Origin of the sequence: Paracidovorax avenae ATCC 19860, assembly GCF_000176855.2 — a bacterium.
GTDB lineage: Bacteria > Pseudomonadota > Gammaproteobacteria > Burkholderiales > Burkholderiaceae_C > Paracidovorax > Paracidovorax avenae.
In genome coordinates this window covers 2,462,362-2,480,560 of the sequence record NC_015138.1, presented here as the reverse complement: position 1 = coordinate 2,480,560, position 18,199 = coordinate 2,462,362, and the positions used below count along the sequence as shown (strand labels likewise).

Here is an 18,199-nt window from a genome sequence, read left to right as displayed (position 1 = left end):
CAACACGACCCTTCTGGCGTCGTTGCCGCATCTTGTCGTACTACCCGTACTGCCTGCGATGCGGCGCCTGGCCAGAACCGCTTCGCTGGGTCGTGTCAGCCGCTCTCAGGCCAGACACTCCCGACGTTGTCTCCTGGCTCTGTCAACGGCTCAAGAGGCAGATTCCAGGCAGGCCACGGCATAGGGCACATGGCCATGGCGCCCGCGGAATTCGTCCTCGAACCGGCGGTGCGCTTCGGAAAACAGGCCGAAAGTCTGGCATTCCTGCAGCACACGGAAGCCGGTGCTCCCCTCCACCAGTGCAGCAGCATCGCGAAAACCGCTGACCACCGGCAGCATGGCGGGGCCCGCCTGCCAGGCGGCGATCGGGACGAAATCCGGATGCAGGTAGTCGAGCACCACGCGGCAGCCGCAGCCTTCGCGCCGCGCACGCGCCGCGAGCCGCTCCAGCAGGTGCCGGATGTCCGCCGGGGGCACATAGGGCGCCACGCCTTCGAGCAGCACGAGGAAGTGCCGGCCGTCCTGCCAGGGCATGGCGTCCAGCCACGCACTGTCCTGCAGGGCACCGGGCACCAGCTGGCCCGGGCATGCCGCCGCGACGGCAGGCAGGAGCAGGCGCCGCAGGGCGATGACTTCCGGCAGGTCGGCATCGATCCACTCGACACCGGGCAGGGACGGCGCAAGCCGGCCCTGCCGCGTGCAGAGCCCCACGCCCAGGCTGGCCACGGCGTGGACAGGCCGCTCGGAGCAGGCCTGGAGCACCATGCGGTCGAAGGCCAGGCTGCGCACCACCACGGCCCGCACCAGCGCGGAGTCATCCGCCGCGCGGCGCAGGTCCCAGGGGCACAGCGCCAGCAGCGGCGCGGCCCAGGGATCCACCCATGCGGCATCGGCCTCGCGTGCCAGCGGGGACGCCCGCGCGCTCAGGGTGAGCGCCAGGGTGGCGGAACTGCCGCGCAGGGCCTCCCAGGCCCCGGCGAGGCCGGCCGCCCCTTCAGCTGGCACGGCAGGCACTCAGCAGGTGAACGGGTAGGCGCTGCCGGTGTTGTTGTACGACGTGAGCGAGATCGGCCAGAAATCGCGGGCTTCCGGTGCGTTCGGATAGTTCAGCACGATGCGGTTCTTGATCTTGCTGCCGTCCGGGTTGAGCTGGTTCCAGTGCCCCTTGCCGGCATCCCAGGTCAGCGCCTTGTTGGGCGTGAACCGGATGGAGAAGTTGAAGGGGTTGTTGTAGCCCAGCCATTGGCTCAGCAGGCCGGCCGCATCGCTGCACTGGGGATTCAGCAGCTCGTCGCGGAACTCCTTGGACTGCCAGGCGAGCGCGATGGCGCGCAGCACCACACCGCCGAAGGCCAGCAGGGAACCGGGGTCTCCGCCCGGGATGCCCAGGCCGGTGGGCAGTGCGCCGCCCACGATGCCGGGCGGCACGTGCTCCTCGTTGGTGATGTCGGCGGTCGCGCCCATGAGCGTGGGGAACAGCTGGTAGTAGCTGGCCAGCGCCTCGGCGGCCCGGTCGGAGGGCGCCTCGGGGAACACGATCTCGAAGGCGTCGTCCAGGCCGATCCAGCCCGCGGTCAGCTCGGGCTTCCACAGGGTCTGGTCGAGCGGGTTGTCGCTGCGCTCCAGGGACACGTCGAGCCAGGGCCAGATGGTCTTCAGGCCGAAGTCCTTGGCGAGCTGCGGCTGGATGTCCTTCTGCGCGAGCAGGCGGTCGCGGTAGTCGGTCTCGTACCAGGATTTGGCGATGGCGCGCAGATAGGCCAGCCGGAACTCCAGCAAGGGATCGCCGGGCTGTTGCTGAATGGAACTCATTGGAATCCTCCCCTCATCATCGGATCAACACACGAAAGCCCCGAGCTCGGGGCGCATACCCAGCAAGGACTGCAACCGCTCTTCATCGCTGGCAGTGCAGGATGCGGGATCCACATGGCGCAGGCGTGACAGCGCCTGTGCCTCTACCCGGTGTTTGCCGCCCTCCCGGGCGACCTGAACGGCCTGGCGCAGGCAGGCGGCGGCCTCTTCGGCGCGCGCACCGTCCTGCAGCAGGCAGTGGGCCTTCTGCAGCCACAATTCCGCAGTGTATATGCCCTCGTCCAGTTCGCGGGTGAGTTCGATGCAGTGTTCCAGCCGGCCGGCGGCGTCGGCCCAGCGGCCCTGCCGCGCCAGGATCTCCGCGCAGAAGGCCCGGTAGTAGGTCTGGCAGTACTTGCAACCGATACCCCAGAGGGCCTCGATCATTCCGTCGGCGCCGGCCAGGTCGCCCGCCACCCAGCAGCGGATGACCTCGGCATACCCGCGGAAGGCCGGCAGACCATAGCGCCCGGACAGCTCGATCAACTCATCGACCACCTGGCGGGCGCACTCGACGTCCTGCCGGCCCAGGTAGCCCAGCGCCTGGTAGAGCATGGTGATCCCCATCGAGGGAATGTGCGCGAGGGCCCGGGCGCGCTCCACCGCACGCACGCCATCCTCGTTCGCCAGTGCGTCGTGGCCGGCGCCCCAGCGGACCAGGGACCGCGCGGCCAGCGCCCACGATACGGTGTCGAAGCCGAGCTGCGCGGCGTGGTGCCTAGACGCATCTGCATGGCGCTCGTCGATGGCTTCGGAAAGGTAGCGCTCCGCCTCCTCGAAGCGGCCTTCGGAATAGAACGCCAGCCCGATCCAGGTGCAGGCCGCCACCAGGATGCCCGCATCCCCCTGCCGGCGCGCCAGCTCTTCCAGCTGCAGGCTCAGGCGCATGACCTCGGCGCGGTGGCTCGCCACGTGGTGGTAGGTGAGCATGAGCCAGATATGCTGCACGCGCAGGTCCACCGAGATGTCGCGTTCCACCAGCCCCCGGGACTGCTCGATGCGCTGCTCGACCTGGGGGTGCGCCCAACCGTACTTGTTCATCAGCGCCTGCAGCACGTAGCCATCCAGCGCGAGCCGGGGTTCCCAGCGGTCGGGCTCGTCCAGGCGGTCGATCCACTCTTCCACCGTGCGCGAGTAGGTGATGGTCTCGTCGTTCAGCGAGCGGTGCTGCGTCATGCGCAGCTGGGCGAGCCCCGCCGGAACCGCGTTCGCGAAATCCCGGGCCAGCGCATAGTGGTGCGCCAGCAGGCCGGGCTCTTCGTCGCGCACGCGCGGGCGCCGCTTCAATATCACCGTGGCGACCACGCCGTGCATGTGCGAGCGCTGCGTGGCCAGCATGCTGTCGTAGGCGGCGTCGCGGATCAGTGCATGCCGGAACAGGTAGTGGCCCGCGGCATCCGCCGGCATGAGCAGCCCCACGTCCACCAGGGACCGCAGGCTGTCCTCCACGTCCTGCATGCCGCAGTCCGGCAGCCATTCGGCATCGAACCGCCTCCCCCAGATGGAAGCCCAGCGCAGCACCTCGCGTGCCGGGCCCAGTTGCATGAAGCGGCTTTCCAGCGAGTCGCGCAGGGTGATCGGGATGCCCTTCAGGTCGGCCTGCTCCTGGAAGTCCCACAGGCCGTCCCGCTCGACCAGGCAGGTTTCCAGCAGCGTGCGCGCCAGCTCCTGGATGAACAGCGCGACGCCATCGGTACGGGCGACCACGTGGTCGATGACCGCCTGCGACACCCGGCGCGGCGCCAGCACGTGCCGCACCATGGACGCGGCCTCGGCCGGCCCCAGGCGTCCCACTTCCAGCCGCTGCAGCGCGCCGGACATGGGCAGGGCCGGCTCCCATTCGGGCCGGGCCGTGAGCAGCAGCATCCACCGCTGGTCCGCCATGGCGCCCGCGAGCGCCGCCAGCCATTCCAGCGTGGCGGAATCCGCCCAGTGCAGGTCCTCGACGAACAGCAGCACCGGCGCGGAGCGCGCCTGCGCCTGCAGCCAGCGCTGCGCGGCCTCCATCAGCAGCGCCTTCTGCAGCGCGGGGGCGATGTCCACGACCTGGTGCCGGCCGACCTGCAGGGACAGCCAGACGCAGAAGATCGGCAGCACGCGCTCCACGTCGCAGCCGGCCGCGGACAGCAGGGCCGACAGGCGATCGACGACGGCGTCGTCGGGAGCCTCCGGATCGCCGCACTGCGCGCGCACCAGGGCGAGCATGGGTGCCAGGGCGCTGTTCTCCTGCTCGGGCCAGCAGGCCGTGCGCAGGACCAGCCCCTCGCGCCCCTCCACCTGCGACAGGAAGGTTTCGCTCAGGCAGGATTTGCCGATGCCGGCCTCGCCGCGCACCAGCACCGCCCGCCCCCGCCCGGCGGCCGCGTCCCGCCAGCGGCGGCGCAGCGCCAGCAGCTCGCGCCACCGGCCCACGGCTTCGCGCAGCGGCTGGCGCGCGGCTTCTTCGGGCAGCATGCCGAAGGAAGGTATTTCCGAGGCGGCGCCCGGCAGGCGCACGCCGCCCTGCGGCACGAAGCGCGCATGGTGGCGCAGGCGCTGGCGCGCCGCCTCGCTCACGACCACCTGGCCATCGGCTGCCGCGGCCTCCATCCGCATGGCGATGTCCAGCGCGCGGCACGGCACGACCGAACCGCTTTCGATCAGGACGGAACCCGTGTGCAGGCCGATGCGCACCTGCCAGCGCACCTCCGGGCCCGCATCCTCTGCCGAGCGCACCAGCTCGCGGGAGATCTGTGCGGCCAGGCGGGCATCGGCCTCGGCGTGGGAGGAGTAGCCGAGCGTGACCAGGAAATGCGTCCCCAGGGTGCCGCCCAGCGTGCCGCCGCGCTGCACGGCGACATCGATGAGGCGGCGCAGCACGCTGCGCTGGGCCATCTCCTGCCGTTCCGCGGCCTCCTCGTCGGCCGTCTCGGGCAAATCCGAGAAATAGACGCCGCAGTACAGCAGGGTCAGTTGCCGCTTTTCCTCGTGCGGCGTGCCGAAGGCCACGGTGGGCGCGATGGCGCTCGGGCCGGCGCCGGGGCGCGTGCGCAGGATGCCCACCAGGTCGTCCAGGCGCACGGCGGCCGAGCGCTCCCAGAGCTGGCGCGCCGAGGCGGCCCGGTCCTGGCAGCGCTTGCGCAGGGCGCTGCGCAGCACCTCGGCCAGCGGATGGCCCTGGATCGCCTGGGGCAGGCTGAACTCCTGGGGCGACAGCTGCCGCTGGTAGATCTCGGCGGTGGATTCGCCAGTGACCACCTTGCCGGTGAGGCACTCCAGGAAGATCAGTCCCCAGGCATAGAGGTCGGCCTGGGGGGTCACGGCTTCGCCGCGCAATTGCTCCGGCGAGCTGTAGGCGGGCGTGCCGACGTATTCACCCTCGCGCGTGAGCTGCGTGGCCAGGGCGTCGCCGAAGCCGGGCAGCAGCGTGCTGATGCCGAAATCCAGCACCTTGGCATGCGAGGTCAGCCCCGAAGCGCTGATCATGATGTTCTCGGGCTTGAGGTCGCGGTGCGTGATCCCCGCATCGTGCGCGCAGGCCATGGCGTCCAGCACCTGGAGCATGAGGCGGCCGGCCTCGGCCGCGGGCAGCGCACCCTGGTTCTGCAGCAACTGCCGCAACGTCAGGCCCGGGACGAACTCGAACACCGCGAAAACGAACGGTCCGCACACGCCCTCGTCGAGCAGCTGCACGATGTGCGGATGGTGGAGCCGGGCGCAGGCCGCGATCTCGCGCCGGAACCGCTTGAAAAGGCGCTCGTCCTCGTCGATGCGGACGAACTTCAGCACCACCTTCTGGGCGGTCTGGCGATGGGCCGCGGAAAACACGATGCCGTAGGAGCCCGTGCCGATCACGTCCTGCAGCACGTAGCGCTGCACGAGCGCGTCCTGCGCGGAGAAAGCTTCCCGGATGTGCCCCGGGTCCGGAGCGCGGAGACTCATGCGCCCTCCTGCCTGTGCCGCAGGCGGCCGTTCACAGGGCACCCCCGGTCGCGGCCGGATCGCGCTGGATGCGCTGCGCCACGGGCGCGTGCCCATGGTCGAGCGGGCCGGCGCCGCGGCCCGTGCGCACCGGCGCACCGGCCGTGATCGCCGCCTGCACGTAGGCATGCGCGGCAGCCACCGCTTCGCGCAGGCCGCTGCCGAGGGCCAGGTGGGCGGCGATCGCGGACGACAGCGTGCAGCCCGTGCCATGGCCGTTGCGCGTCGGGATACGCGCGGACCGCAGGCGCAGGTGCTGGGCCAGCCCCTGCACGGCCAGCACGTCCACCAGGGCGTCGCCCGGCAGGTGGCCGCCCTTGAGCAGCACGGCCGGGGCGCCGAGGCCCAGCAGTTCCTGCGCCGCGGCCTCCATGGCGCCCTCGTCCTGGATCGCACGGCCCAGCAGCATGCCCGCCTCGTCGAGGTTCGGCGTCACCACCGTGGCCAGCGGAAACAGCGCCTCCACCAGCACGCGCACGGTGTCCGGCGCGATGAGGCGGTCGCCGCTGGTGGCCACCATGACGGGATCGAGCACCACGTGGGGCAGCGCGTGCCGGCGGATCGCATCGGCCACCACCTCGGCGACCTCGGGGGCATGCAGCATGCCGATCTTGACGGCGTCCACGCCGATGTCTTCCACCACCGCGTCGATCTGGTCGCGCAGGATGGCGGCGGGCACGCCATGGATGGAGCGTACGCCCTGCGTGTTCTGGGCGGTGATGGCCGTGATGGCGGTCATGCCGTAGCAGCCCAGGGCGGCGAAGGTCTTCAGGTCGGCCTGGATGCCCGCCCCGCCCCCGCTGTCAGACCCTGCAATGGACAGGACGCGCACGTAGCGGGATCCTTCCACGGCGGACGCCGCCGGCCGTGGTTCGAGAGGCTTGGAATTCATGGCAAAAATTATGGCGCATGCGCGATATCAAATACGCCTTCCGCAGCGCTGTGCTGTAATTCAGCCAACGGACGAAACAGGGGTGCCGCGCCCGCCGGGCGCGGCTGAGAGAGACCCTCGGCACCCGATCCAGGTCATGCTGGCGTGGGGAGTTTCGACGGTGGACCGCCGCCTGTTCTCCGTGCCGCGCCTTCGCGCGCAAGCGCCCGACCGACGAGAACCGCATCCACCGCCCGCCCATGACTGCCCTGCTGTCCCCGCATTCCTCCATCGCCATCCTGGGCGCCGGCCTCATGGGCCGGCTGCTGGCCGCCGAGCTGGCGCGGCAGGGGCACGCCGTGGAGGTGTACGAGGCCCAGGGCCCGGACGCCCAGGGTGCCGCAGCCCGCATCGCCGCCGCCATGCTCGCGCCGCTGGCGGAATCCGCCATCACCGAACCCGGCGTGGTCCGCATGGGTCACCATGCCCTGTCGCGCTGGCCCCAGTTGCTGGCCGGCCTCGAGTGGCCCGTGTTCTTCCAGCAGGAGGGCACCCTCATCCTCTGGCACCGCCAGGATGCCGCCGAGGCCGCGCGGCTGCGCGGCGTGCTGGAGCGCACGGCCCGCACCGTGCCCGAACTGCCCGCCCTGCAGGTGCTCGACAGCAGGCAATTGCAGGAGGCGGAGCCCGCCCTCCAGGGGCAGCGCTTCCACCAGGGCCTGTACCTGCCCGGCGAGGGCCAGCTCGACAACCGGCAACTGCTCGCGGCCCTGGAACACTCCATGCGCGACCGCGGCGTGCGGGTGCACTGGCACAGCCCGCGCGCGCCGGAAGATTTCACGCCGGGCGCGGCCGTCCAGCCCGACTGGGTGCTGGACTGCCGGGGCCTGGGCGCCCGGGCGCAGTGGTCCGAACTCCGCGGCGTGCGCGGCGAGGTGGTCCGGCTGCACGCGCCCGGCGTGGCGTTGCGCCGCCCCACCCGGCTGGTGCACCCGCGCTATCCCATCTATATCGCCCCCAAAGAGGACCACATCTTCGTGATCGGCGCCACCGAGATCGAATCGGACGACCTCTCGCCCGCGAGCGTGCGCTCCACCCTGGAACTGCTGAGCGCGGCCTATGCCGTGCACCCCGGCTTCGCCGAGGCCCGGATCCTCGAGATCGCCACGCAGTGCCGCCCCACCCTGCCCGACAACCTGCCCGCGGTGCGGCGCACCGCGCCGCGCGTGCTGCAGGTGAACGGCCTGTACCGGCACGGCTTCATGATTTCCCCGGCCATCCTGGACGTGGTGATGGAATGCCTGAACGAAGGACAATCCCCCCTCGCCTCCCGCTTCGACCTGGCGCTGGACCTCGAACCCGCCGCCGCACTGCCATGAACGTCGTCATCAACCAGAAAGCCACCGAGCTGCCCGAGGGCGCCACCGTGGCCCATGCCATCGCGGCGATCGCCGCCCGCCCGCCTTTCGCGGTGGCCGTCAACACCGTGTTCGTCCCCCAGGCCCGCCATGCCGGCCACGCGCTGCGACCCGGCGACCGGGTGGAGATCATCGCGCCCGTGACGGGCGGCTGACCCCCGGCCACCGCGCCCGAACGCCCGACAGCCTTCGCCGGCCACGCCGTCTCCCCGCCTTCTTCTCCCTCGACATCCGCCATGCCCGACACCGCATCCGATGACGCCCTGGTCCTCTACGGCCAGCGCTTCGCCAGCCGGCTCCTGCTGGGAACCGCCCGCTATCCCTCGCCCAGCGTGCTGGAGGCCGCCGTGCGGCGTGCCCGCCCGGCCATGGTGACCGCCTCGCTGCGGCGCCAGGGCAGCAATCCCGCGGAAGCCGGCAGAGGCTTCTGGGAACTGCTGCGCCGGCTGGACGTGCCGGTGCTGCCGAACACCGCCGGCTGCCACAGCATCCAGGAGGCCGTCACCACCGCCCAGATGGCCCGCGAAGTCTTCGGCACGCCCTGGATCAAGCTGGAGCTGATCGGCGACGACTACACGCTGCAGCCAGACACGCTGAACCTCGTGGAGGCCGCCTCCCAGCTGGTGCGCGACGGCTTCCACGTGCTGCCCTACTGCACCGAAGACCTCGTGCTTTGCCAGCGCCTGGTGGACGTGGGCTGCCAGGCCGTCATGCCCTGGGCCGCGCCCATCGGCACCGGCCGCGGCCCCGTCAACCCCTATGCGCTGCGCACGCTGCGCGAGCGGCTGGACGTGCCCCTGCTCGTGGATGCGGGCCTGGGCCTGCCTTCCCATGCCTGCCAGGTGATGGAGTGGGGCTACGACGGCGTGCTGCTCAACACGGCCGTGGCCCTGGCGCAGGACCCGGTGGCCATGGCCGGCGCCTTCGCCGACGCGGTGCAGGCCGGACGCACTGCCCGGCAGGCCGGCGCCATGTCCGCGCAGGACGCGGCCCAGCCGAGCACGCCCGTGCTCGGCACCCCTTTCTGGCACCACGACCATGGCTGAAGATTCCACCCTCCAGGCGATGGCCGATGCCATCGTGCAGGCCCATGCGGCGGCCTTCGCCGGCTTTCCCGCCCAGCCCATGCCGGCCCCCGCGCACGGCGGAGCGGCCTATGCCGCCGCCCTGCGCGCCTGCAGCCAGCTCGGCTTCATCGCCGTGGACGCCGACTGCCTCGCTCGCGCCTGGCAGGCCCGGACGGACCGCACGGGCCACTTCGACGCAGCGCAATGGCCCGGCGAGCCCGTGGACTTCGGCCTGCAGCCCCGGCCCCATGCCCGCCCCTTCGCCCACTGCCCGGACAGGCTCGGCCTGTACGCCGTGCTGCCCGACGCCCACTGGGTCGGCCGCATGGCGCGGGCCGGCGTGCCGACGGTGCAGTTGCGCTTCAAGTCGGAAGACGGCGCGGCCGTCGAACGCGAAGTGCGGGCCGCGGTGGAGGCGGTGCGGGGCACCCCTGCCCTGCTCTTCATCAACGACCACTGGCAGGCCGCCATCGAGGCCGGCGCCTATGGCGTCCACCTGGGGCAGGAAGACCTCGATGCCCTGGCCCCCGGCTCGCTGGAGACGCTGCGCACCTCCGGATTGCGGCTCGGGGTGAGCACGCACGGGTATGCCGAGATGGTGCGCGCCGACGCGGCCGCCCCCAGCTACGTGGCCATGGGCGCGGTCTTCCCCACCACGCTCAAGAAAATGGCGACCGTACCCCAGGGGCTGGCCCGCCTCGCGGGCTACGCGCGGCTCATGCGCGGCTATCCGCAGGTGGCCATCGGCGGGATCGGCGCGGAGCAGTTCGCAGAGGTGCTCGCGACCGGCGTCGGGTCGATCGCCGTGGTACGCGCTCTGGTGAACGCCCCCGATCCGGAAGCCGCGGCGCGCGATCTCATGCGGCGCATGGGGCGCTAGCCCGCCTCCGCAGGCACCGCGTCAGCCCTTGGGCGTGCGGTTCTTGCGCTCGAACTCGTCCAGTTCCAGGCGCAGTTCCATCTTCTCGTCCATACCGAAGCCCACCGACTGGCCGGGCGCGGGCGGCGGCGTCACCGGCACCGGAGGCAGGTCGCTGAGCGTGAGGTGGGGCGGCTCGGACAGGTCGATGTCGAGCATCGCGTCCGGGTCTTCGTGCAGGGGAGACGGCGCGGTGGACGGGGCCCGGGGCAGCGGCGCGGGCAGTGATTCCCAGGTCAGGCCCGCCGAGAGCGTGTCGAACGAACGCAGTTCCTCCTCGGGCTCGGCGCTGGCGGCACGGACCGGCGCAGCAGCGGCCTGCACTTCGTCGGCGGGGATCTCGTTCGGCGTGGTGCGCAGGCGCGGCGGCGCCGGGCCACGGGCGCTGGCGGGCGTGGTCTGTGCGATGGCCAGCAGCAGCAGCAGGTCGTCGAAGGCCGCCAGGTCGAACTGCATGGCCCTGGGCGCGTCGGCCTGGCGAAACAGGAATCCCTCGATCACCCCGAGCACGGCCGGCGAGGACCATTCGGCCTCGATCGCCGCCAGGGCGTCGGGGTAGCCCTGCAGAGTCTTGCCGCTGCGATGGAAGTTGCCGAACTCGGGAACCGAGACGTTGAACTGCGCACAGAACTGCTCGCGCAGCTGGTGGAAGCCCTCCACGCGGCCGAGCGTGTGGTAGAGCCGCAGCAGTTCCAGGTAGGCGAACGCCGAGGTATCCCCGTGGGCGGCGATGTGCTGCCTGAGCACGGCGATGGCCTGGTCGTGCTCGCCCACCGACACGAAGAATTCCGCCTGCTGCTGGATGTCGAACAGGTCTTCGGGCTGCGGGCCTGCCATGCGGGGCATCGCGGCGGGCACGGGCGCCGCCACCGGGGCAGGCGCAGGCGCCACGACGGGTGCAGGAACTGGCGCAGCCGGTGCGGCCGCGGGCTCGGGAGCCAGCGGCGCATTGCGCGTCATCACCGGTCCCTCGACCAGCACCGCGCCGGACAGGGAGTCCGCGAACGCGGGAAGCTGGAAGGCGGGCCGCTCGACCGGGGCGGCAACCGCCACGGGAGCCGTCGGCTCGGCCGCCACCGGAGGCACCCTGGCCGCGGAGGCCGACGCCCGGCTGGGCATCACGGGCTGACGCTTCGGGCGGACCGCGGGTGCATCCGCCTGCGGCCGGGTCGCCAGCGCGGAGCCGTCCGGCGCCATCGGCTCGCCGCCGGGCTCCCGGGGCTGGCTGCTGGCCGCGACGGCCTCGGTCCAGGCGGAGGCCGATGCCCTGCGGGCGCGGCCCCACAGCCAGGCGGCCAGCAAGGCCAGCAGCACCAGCAGGCCCGCCAGCGCATAGACCAGGACGGCCGGGAAGCGCTCGGACTCGGCGCTGTCCAGCCGTTGCCGCAGGTCGGCCGCCGCGGCGCGCTCGGATGCGGCGCGGGCGCGCTCGGTCGCCACGCTCCCTTCGAGCTGCGCGACCTGGCCGGCCGCGCGCTGCACATCTTCCACGGGGGTGTTGAGCGCCTTCCACAGCGCCGCGGCCTGCGCGCGCTGCTCGGGGGAGGTGGTGTCCGCGGCGTGGGCCAGTTCGGCCGACTGGCGCAGCGGCAGCGGGCCGTCCAGCCAGACATCCAGGGGTTCCATCACCAGCCGGGCACGCTCGGCCGCGGGCGATGCGGCGGCCACGGGTGCCGGTTTCAGCGCGCGGCTCGGCGGCCGGGGTGCAGAGGAAGGCGCCGCCGCAGCAGCCGGGCGGCTGGCGCGCGGCGCGGAGGAAGGCGCGGCACCGGAGGCGGCGGCCCGAGGGCCCCGCCCGCCCATGCCCTGGGTAGCAGCACCAGCCGCCGAACCTGTGGCGGAAGCCCTCGCTCCGGCCAGCCTGCCGATATCCACCGGGCCGGACGGTGACGCCGCAGCCACCGCTTCGGGCAGCTGCGCGAGGAAGGTGTAGCGGCGGGTCACGCCGCCGCTGCAGCCGGCGGAAACCGCGGCGGTGACGACCGGCTCGTCCGCCGTGATGAATGCACGCACGCGCACGGCCGGGTTCCGGCCGCCGGTGGCAGGAACCGGGGTGACCTGCACCTTGGAGTCCGGCACGACCGTATCGCCGGACAGGAGGCGCACCCGCACGCAGGAAGACTCGACATCGCTGCCCGGATCGGGCTGCACGTCGAACACGAGGTCCACCGGCGCACCCAGCACCACCGTGCCATGGCTGGCGCCCAGCGACAACGCCGACGCCCCCGTGGCCAGGGCGGAAAGACTTGCTCCGAGTATCGCGTTACTTATCTTCACAATAGTTGCATTCTTATTCGGTTCATTCTTGCACATAAAGCCGCCTGCTCCCTCACCGCCATAATCGCGCTCCATGACCAACCCCTTCCCTATCGTAGGCATCATAGGCACGGGCGCCATGGGCCAGGGCATCGCCCAGATGGCGGCGCAGGCCGGCAGCCAGGTGCTGCTGCTCGACAACCGGCCGGGCGCGGCCGACACCGCGCAACGCAACATCCAGCAGCAGTGGGAACGCCTCGCCGCCAAGGGCCGCATCTCCGGCGACGAGGCCGCGGCGCTGGCCGGCCGGCTGGCTCCGGCCGCTGCGCTGCAGGATCTCGCCGGGTGCCACCTCATCATAGAAGCGATCGTGGAGCGCCTGGACGCCAAACAGGCGCTTTTTAGCGAACTCGAACGCATCGTCCCGCAGGCGGCGGTGCTTGCCACCAACACTTCCTCGCTGTCCGTGACGGCCATCGGCGCGGCGCTGAAGCATCCGGAACGCCTGGCGGGCTTCCATTTCTTCAACCCCGTCCCGCTCATGAAGGTGGTGGAGGTCATCGCCGGCCTGAAGACCGACCCGGCGGTGTGCGACCGGCTCTCCGGACTCGCCCGCGCCATGGGCCACACCCCGGTACGCGCGCAGGACACGCCCGGATTCATCGTCAACCACGCCGGGCGCGGCTTCGGCACGGAAGCGCTGCGCATCGTCAGCGAGGGCGTGGCCGACTTCGCCACGGTGGACCGCATCCTGCGCGACCAGGTCGGGTTCCGCCTGGGCCCGTTCGAGTTGATGGACCTGACCGCGCTCGACGTCTCGCAGCCGGTCATGGAATCCGTTTATCGGCAGTATTACGAAGAGCCGCGGTACCGCCCCAGCGCCCTGGCTGCGCAGCGGCTGGCCGCCGGGCTGCTCGGCCGCAAGACCGGCGAAGGCTTCTACCGCTACGTGGACGGCCAGGCGCAGGTACCGGCCGAGCCGCCCGTGCCCACGGTCGCGGAGATCCCGCCCGTGTGGGTGTCGTCGCGCGCCGCGCGGCGGGCCGAGGTGTTCCAGCTGCTCAAGGACCTGGGCGCCCGGATCGAGACCGGCACGTCCCCGTCGCCGCAGGCGATCTCCCTCGTGGCGCCGCTGGGCTTCGACATTACCACCGTGGCCGTGGTCGAACGCCTGGACCCGGCGCGCACCATCGGCATCGACATGCTGGTGGAGGACGCCGCCACCCGCCGACGCGTGCTGGCCACCAACCCCGCCACGCGCGTCGACATCCGCGATGCCGCGCACGCCCTCTTCGCGCGCGACGGCAAGGCCGTGAGCGTGATCCGCGACAGCGGCGGTTTCGTGACGCAGCGCGTGGTGGCGACGATCGTGAACATCGCCAGCGACATCTGCCAGCAGGGCATCTGCAGTCCCGCCGACCTGGAATCGGCCGTCACGCTGGGCCTGGGCTATCCCCTGGGGCCGCTCGCCATGGGCAACCGCTGGGGGCCGGCGAACATGCTGGAGGTGCTGTTCAACCTGCAGACGGTGTATGGCGACCCGCGCTACCGCCCCAGCCCCTGGTTGCGCCGCCGCGGCGCGATCGGGCTGAGCCTGCTCCACGAAGAGGCCTGACCGCCCCCCGGCCGCCCCGCCCTCCCCTCCACCGCCCGCAGCCCGGAACCCGCCCCCATGCCCGCAAGACTCGAGAGCACCAGCCACGGCCAGACCCTCGTGCTGACCATCCACAACCCGGAGATGCGCAACGCGCTCGATTTCGCCATCTACGCGGCCGGCGTGGAAGCGCTCAACGGCGCCGAGCGCACGGCCGAAGTGCGCTCCGTCGTCATCACCGGCGCCGGAGGGCACTTCTGCGCAGGCGGCGACCTGAAAGGCCTGCAGGCGCTCCGGCAGCAGGGTGCCGAGGCGCAGGGGCGCGCCGTGGAAGGGCTGCACCACTGGATCGAGGCCATCCGCACGTACCCCAAGCCGGTCATCGCCGCCGTGGAGGGCGCCGCCGCGGGCGCCGGATTCTCGCTGGCGCTGGCCTGCGACATGGTGGTGGCCGCGCGCGATGCCGTCTTCGTGATGGCCTACGCGGGCATCGGCCTGTCGCCGGATGGCGGCGCGAGCTGGAGCCTCGCGCAGGCGCTGCCGCGCCAGCTTGCCGCCGAACTGCTGCTGTGCGGCGAGCGCATCGGCGCGGAACGCCTGCATGCGCTGGGCGTGGTCAACCGGCTGGCGCGCCCGCAGGAAGCGCTGGCCTGCGCGCTCGCCCTGGCCGAGACGCTCAATGCCCGCGCGCCCAACGCCATCGCCGGCACCAAAGAGTTGCTCTCGGAGGCGCCCCTGCACACGCTGGCCCGGCAGCTCGAGAAAGAGCGCGACCAGTTCGTGCGCAACCTGCAGCACCCGAACGCCGGCGAAGGCATCGCCGCCTTCCTGGACAAGCGCGCGCCGCGCTACCGCTGAGCGCGGCCCGGCCAGGTCCTCGCCGTCTCCCGCGCCGCACGGCGCGGGCGCGCACAGACACGCGCGCGACATCCCCGGGCCCGCGGCCGCCGGGCGGCCCGGTCCCGCGGGCGACAATGCTCCCGCTTCCAGTCACGCAAAAGACAGACCATGGACGACCCCATTCTTACCATCGAAGAACGAGAGGCGATCAATACCGGTCGCTGGTTTTCCTCCCTTTCCCCTTCGCTGCGGCACGACATACTCCGATGCGCCTACGTCAAACGCTTCAAGGATGGCGGCCTGATCGCCGCCCGCGGCGATCCGCCCGAGGAGTGGATCGCCTGCGCGAAGGGCGCCGTGCGCGTGAGCTCCACGTCGATCTCCGGCAAGCAGATCACGCTGACGTATGTCGAGCCGGGCATCTGGTTCGGCGACGTGTCGATCTTCGACGGGGACCGGCGCACGCACGATGCCTACGCGCACGGGGACACCACCATCCTCTGCGTGGCCAAGGCGGATTTCCGCAAGATCCTGGCCACGCACGTGGAGTTCTACGAAGCGATGCTGCGCCTGCATGCGCGGCGCATCCGCCAGCTCTACGGCCTGGTGGAAGACCTCAACACCCTGCCGCTGCGCGCGCGGCTGGCCAAGCAGCTGCTGCACCTCGTGCGCAGCTACGGCATCCCCAGCCTGTCGCAGGGCGACGAGATCCGCATCGGCCTGCAACTGGCGCAGGAAGAACTGGCGCAGCTGCTGGGCGCATCGCGCCAGCGCGTGAACCAGGAGCTGAAGGCCATGGAGCGCGAGGACGCCATCCGCATCGAGCCGGGCGGCCTCGTCGTGCGCGATCGTGACGTCCTGATGCGCATCGCCGAAGCCGACCACTGACGCCGACCTTCCCATCGCCAACGCACCACCTGCCACGGAACCACCGCCCATGCCCTCTTACGAACACTTCACCGGCACCCGCCCCGTTTCCGAGCAGCATGCATTCGACACGGATGCCCTCTCGGCCTGGATGGCGGAGCATGTGGAAGGCTTCGAGGGCCCGCTGGCGGTGGAGATGTTCAAGGGCGGGCAGTCCAACCCCACCTTCAAGCTGAACACGCCCGCGCGCAGCTACGTGATGCGCGCCAAGCCCGGCCCGGTGGCGAAACTGCTGCCCTCGGCCCATGCCGTGGAGCGCGAGTTCCAGGTGATGGGCGGGCTGGCCGGCACCGGCGTGCCGGTGCCGCGCATGTTCGCGCTGTGCGAGGACGAATCCGTGATCGGGCGCGCCTTCTACATCATGGAGTTCCTGCAGGGCCGCGTGATGTGGGACCAGGCCCTGCCGGACATGGACCCTGCCGGGCGCGGGGCCATCTACGACGAGATGAACCGCGTGATCGCGGCCCTGCACACCGTGCCCTTCGCCGAGCGCGGCCTCGCGGGCTACGGCAAGCCGGGCAACTACTTCGAGCGGCAGATCGGCCGCTGGAGCAAACAGTACGTGGCCTCCATCACGCAGCCCATCGAGGCCATGGACCGGCTCATGGAGTGGCTGCCGGCCCACATGCCCGCCAGCGCGCGCGACGAAAGCCGCGTCTCCATCGTGCACGGCGACTTCCGGCTCGACAACCTGATGTTCCACCCCACCGAGCCGCACGTGATCGCCGTGCTCGACTGGGAGCTCTCCACCCTCGGGCACCCGCTCGCGGATTTCAGCTACCACTGCATGGCCTGGCACATCCCGCCCGGCATGTTCCGCGGCATCGGCGGCCTGGACCACGCCGCGCTGGGCATCCCCACCGAAGACGAATACATCCGCCGCTACTGCGAGCGCACCGGCTTCGGCACGCCCGAAGCGCTGCGCGCGGACTGGAACTTCTACCTCGCCTACAACCTGTTCCGCCTCGCCTCCATCCTGCAGGGCATCGCCAAGCGCGTGGAGGACGGCACCGCGTCCAGCGCCCAGGCGCGCGCCTCGGGCGAAGGCGCCCGGCCCCTGGCCGAGATGGCCTGGGGATTCGCGCAGCGCATGTAGGCGCCGGCAGGCACGCCCGCTGCCCTCTTTCCGCGCACCCGCGCGGCCCGATTTCAACCGGAGACACCGCGATGGATTTCGACTACTCCCCTAAGACCCGTGACCTGCAGGCGCGCCTGCTGAAGTTCATGGACGAGCATATCTACCCGTCCGAAGCCGCCTACACCGCGGAACTGGCCGCCAACACGGCCGCGGACCGGCGCTGGACGGCGCTCGACACCATCGAGCAACTCAAGCCCAAAGCCCGCGCGGCCGGCCTCTGGAACCTGTTCCTGCCGGTCGATTCCGCCGCGGCCTCCGGCTACGAAGGCGCCGGGCTCACCAACCAGGAATACGCGCCGCTTGCCGAGATCATGGGCCGCGTGCCCTGGGCCAGCGAGGTGTTCAACTGCTCCGCGCCCGACACCGGCAACATGGAGACGATCGCCCGCTACGGCAGCGAGGAGAACAAGGCCCGCTGGCTGCGCCCCCTGCTGGAAGGCGAGATCCGCTCGGCCTTCGCCATGACCGAGCCCGACGTGGCCTCCAGCGACGCGACCAACATATCGACCCGCATCGAGCGCCAGGGCGACGAGTACGTCATCAACGGCCGCAAGTGGTGGATCTCCGGCGCGGCCGACCCGCGCTGCAAGGTCTTCATCACCATGGGCAAGAGCGACCCCGAGGCGCCCAAGCACTCGCAGCAGAGCATGGTCCTGGTGCCCGCGGACACGCCCGGCATCCGCATCCTGCGCCCGCTCAACGTGCTGGGCTACGACGATGCGCCCCACGGCCACGTCGAGATGGTGTTCGAGAACGTGCGCGTGCCGGCCAGCAACATCCTGCTGGGCGAAGGCCGCGGCTTCGAGATCGCCCAGGGCCGCCTGGGCCCCGGCCGCATCCACCACTGCATGCGCCTGATCGGCCTGGCCGAGCGCGCGCTGGAGCTGATGTGCCGCCGCGCCTCCGCGCGCGTCGCCTTCGGCAAGACCGTGGCCCAGCAGACCGTGACGCAGGAGCGCATCGCCGAGGCCCGCTGCAAGATCGACATGGCCCGCCTGCTCACGCTCAAGGCCGCCTGGCTGATGGACGTGGCCGGCAACAAGGTCGCCAAGACCGAGATCGCGATGATCAAGGTCGTCGCCCCCAGCATGGCCTGCCAGGTAATCGACTGGGCCATGCAGGTGCACGGCGGCGGCGGCATGTGCGACGACTTCCCGCTGGCCTATGCCTATGCCGGCGCGCGCACCCTGCGCTTCGCGGATGGCCCGGACGAAGTGCACCGCAACGCCATCGCGAAGTGGGAGCTGGGCAAGTACTCGGCCTATGGCCGGGGGGCCGAGGTGCCGGTGACGCGCGGCTGCTGAGTTGCTGCGCCGGTGGATGGCAGCGCTCCCCCTTGCAGGGGGGAGCGCCCGAGT

Annotated in this window: 14 protein-coding genes and 1 riboswitch; of the genes, 9 read left to right on the top strand and 5 right to left on the bottom strand. The window is 71.4% G+C overall.

The features are described 5' to 3' along the window. Nucleotides 1-150 precede the first annotated feature (150 nt). Genes ACAV_RS10950 through thiD form a run of 4 tightly spaced genes read right to left on the bottom strand, consistent with a single transcriptional unit; the run spans nt 151 to nt 6,703 of the window. Nucleotides 151-1,005, bottom strand: a complete 855-nt coding sequence (locus ACAV_RS10950; RefSeq protein ID WP_013594641.1) for a class I SAM-dependent methyltransferase — start codon at nt 1,003-1,005, stop codon at nt 151-153. Nucleotides 1,006-1,014: 9 nt separating this feature from the next. Beyond that, nucleotides 1,015-1,812 carry a BMA_0021/BMA_0022 family TOMM bacteriocin gene (locus ACAV_RS10945; protein WP_013594640.1) on the bottom strand — a complete coding sequence of 266 codons (798 nt, stop codon included), beginning with the start codon at nt 1,810-1,812 and terminating at the stop codon, nt 1,015-1,017. Between the two features lie 24 nt (nt 1,813-1,836). Further along, complete coding sequence (locus ACAV_RS10940; RefSeq protein ID WP_013594639.1) at nt 1,837-5,772, bottom strand: TOMM system kinase/cyclase fusion protein; 3,936 nt, start codon at nt 5,770-5,772, stop codon at nt 1,837-1,839. Nucleotides 5,773-5,803: 31 nt separating this feature from the next. Further along, nucleotides 5,804-6,703, bottom strand: a complete 900-nt coding sequence (gene thiD, locus ACAV_RS10935) for a bifunctional hydroxymethylpyrimidine kinase/phosphomethylpyrimidine kinase (protein WP_013594638.1) — start codon at nt 6,701-6,703, stop codon at nt 5,804-5,806. Nucleotides 6,704-6,771: 68 nt separating this feature from the next. Beyond that, nucleotides 6,772-6,871, top strand: a riboswitch (TPP riboswitch). A 71-nt stretch (nt 6,872-6,942) separates the two neighbouring features. Here thiD and thiO point away from each other — a divergent pair. The 4 genes from thiO (at nt 6,943) to ACAV_RS10915 (ending at nt 10,047) form a co-directional block, all read left to right on the top strand. Further along, nucleotides 6,943-8,061 (top strand): glycine oxidase ThiO, encoded by a 1,119-nt coding sequence (thiO, locus tag ACAV_RS10930; RefSeq protein ID WP_013594637.1) that lies wholly within the window; start codon nt 6,943-6,945, stop codon nt 8,059-8,061. After that, nucleotides 8,058-8,255, top strand: coding sequence for a sulfur carrier protein ThiS (gene thiS, locus ACAV_RS10925; RefSeq protein WP_013594636.1), 198 nt, complete (start codon nt 8,058-8,060; stop codon nt 8,253-8,255). The genes thiO and thiS overlap by 4 nt, the downstream gene beginning before the upstream one ends. An 81-nt stretch (nt 8,256-8,336) precedes the next feature. Next, nucleotides 8,337-9,146 carry a thiazole synthase gene (locus ACAV_RS10920; RefSeq protein ID WP_013594635.1) on the top strand — a complete coding sequence of 270 codons (810 nt, stop codon included), beginning with the start codon at nt 8,337-8,339 and terminating at the stop codon, nt 9,144-9,146. Beyond that, a complete protein-coding gene (locus tag ACAV_RS10915) occupies nt 9,139-10,047 on the top strand; it encodes a thiamine phosphate synthase (RefSeq protein WP_013594634.1) in 909 nt (302 codons plus the stop codon). Before ACAV_RS10920 ends, ACAV_RS10915 begins: the two co-directional genes overlap by 8 nt. A gap of 21 nt (nt 10,048-10,068) precedes the next feature. On the opposite strand, the gene ACAV_RS10910 is transcribed toward ACAV_RS10915, so the two are convergent. Next, complete coding sequence (locus ACAV_RS10910) at nt 10,069-12,363, bottom strand: hypothetical protein (protein WP_244875535.1); 2,295 nt, start codon at nt 12,361-12,363, stop codon at nt 10,069-10,071. Between the two features lie 73 nt (nt 12,364-12,436). On the opposite strand from ACAV_RS10910, the gene ACAV_RS10905 reads away from it, so the two are divergent. From ACAV_RS10905 to ACAV_RS10885, 5 genes are all read left to right on the top strand, one after another. Then, a complete protein-coding gene (locus ACAV_RS10905) occupies nt 12,437-13,957 on the top strand; it encodes a 3-hydroxyacyl-CoA dehydrogenase (RefSeq protein ID WP_013594632.1) in 1,521 nt (506 codons plus the stop codon). Between the two features lie 57 nt (nt 13,958-14,014). Beyond that, nucleotides 14,015-14,794 (top strand): oxepin-CoA hydrolase, alternative type, encoded by a 780-nt coding sequence (locus ACAV_RS10900; RefSeq protein ID WP_013594631.1) that lies wholly within the window; start codon nt 14,015-14,017, stop codon nt 14,792-14,794. Between the two features lie 150 nt (nt 14,795-14,944). After that, nucleotides 14,945-15,664 (top strand): Crp/Fnr family transcriptional regulator, encoded by a 720-nt coding sequence (locus ACAV_RS10895; RefSeq protein WP_013594630.1) that lies wholly within the window; start codon nt 14,945-14,947, stop codon nt 15,662-15,664. A 49-nt stretch (nt 15,665-15,713) separates the two neighbouring features. Then, a complete protein-coding gene (locus ACAV_RS10890) occupies nt 15,714-16,799 on the top strand; it encodes a phosphotransferase (RefSeq protein WP_013594629.1) in 1,086 nt (361 codons plus the stop codon). 71 nt (nt 16,800-16,870) lie between these two features. Further along, complete coding sequence (locus ACAV_RS10885; protein WP_013594628.1) at nt 16,871-18,145, top strand: acyl-CoA dehydrogenase family protein; 1,275 nt, start codon at nt 16,871-16,873, stop codon at nt 18,143-18,145. The last annotated feature ends 54 nt before the right edge of the window (nt 18,146-18,199 follow it).

Coding starts and splice junctions, on each gene's coding strand:
- ACAV_RS10945 (WP_013594640.1), bottom strand. CDS start 1,812: ATGAGTTCCATTCAGCAACAGCCCGGCGATCCCTTGCTGGAGTTCCGG.
- ACAV_RS10940 (WP_013594639.1), bottom strand. CDS start 5,772: ATGAGTCTCCGCGCTCCGGACCCGGGGCACATCCGGGAAGCTTTCTCC.
- thiD (WP_013594638.1), bottom strand. CDS start 6,703: ATGAATTCCAAGCCTCTCGAACCACGGCCGGCGGCGTCCGCCGTGGAA.
- thiO (WP_013594637.1), top strand. CDS start 6,943: ATGACTGCCCTGCTGTCCCCGCATTCCTCCATCGCCATCCTGGGCGCC.
- thiS (WP_013594636.1), top strand. CDS start 8,058: ATGAACGTCGTCATCAACCAGAAAGCCACCGAGCTGCCCGAGGGCGCC.
- ACAV_RS10920 (WP_013594635.1), top strand. CDS start 8,337: ATGCCCGACACCGCATCCGATGACGCCCTGGTCCTCTACGGCCAGCGC.
- ACAV_RS10915 (WP_013594634.1), top strand. CDS start 9,139: ATGGCTGAAGATTCCACCCTCCAGGCGATGGCCGATGCCATCGTGCAG.
- ACAV_RS10905 (WP_013594632.1), top strand. CDS start 12,437: ATGACCAACCCCTTCCCTATCGTAGGCATCATAGGCACGGGCGCCATG.
- ACAV_RS10900 (WP_013594631.1), top strand. CDS start 14,015: ATGCCCGCAAGACTCGAGAGCACCAGCCACGGCCAGACCCTCGTGCTG.
- ACAV_RS10895 (WP_013594630.1), top strand. CDS start 14,945: ATGGACGACCCCATTCTTACCATCGAAGAACGAGAGGCGATCAATACC.
- ACAV_RS10890 (WP_013594629.1), top strand. CDS start 15,714: ATGCCCTCTTACGAACACTTCACCGGCACCCGCCCCGTTTCCGAGCAG.
- ACAV_RS10885 (WP_013594628.1), top strand. CDS start 16,871: ATGGATTTCGACTACTCCCCTAAGACCCGTGACCTGCAGGCGCGCCTG.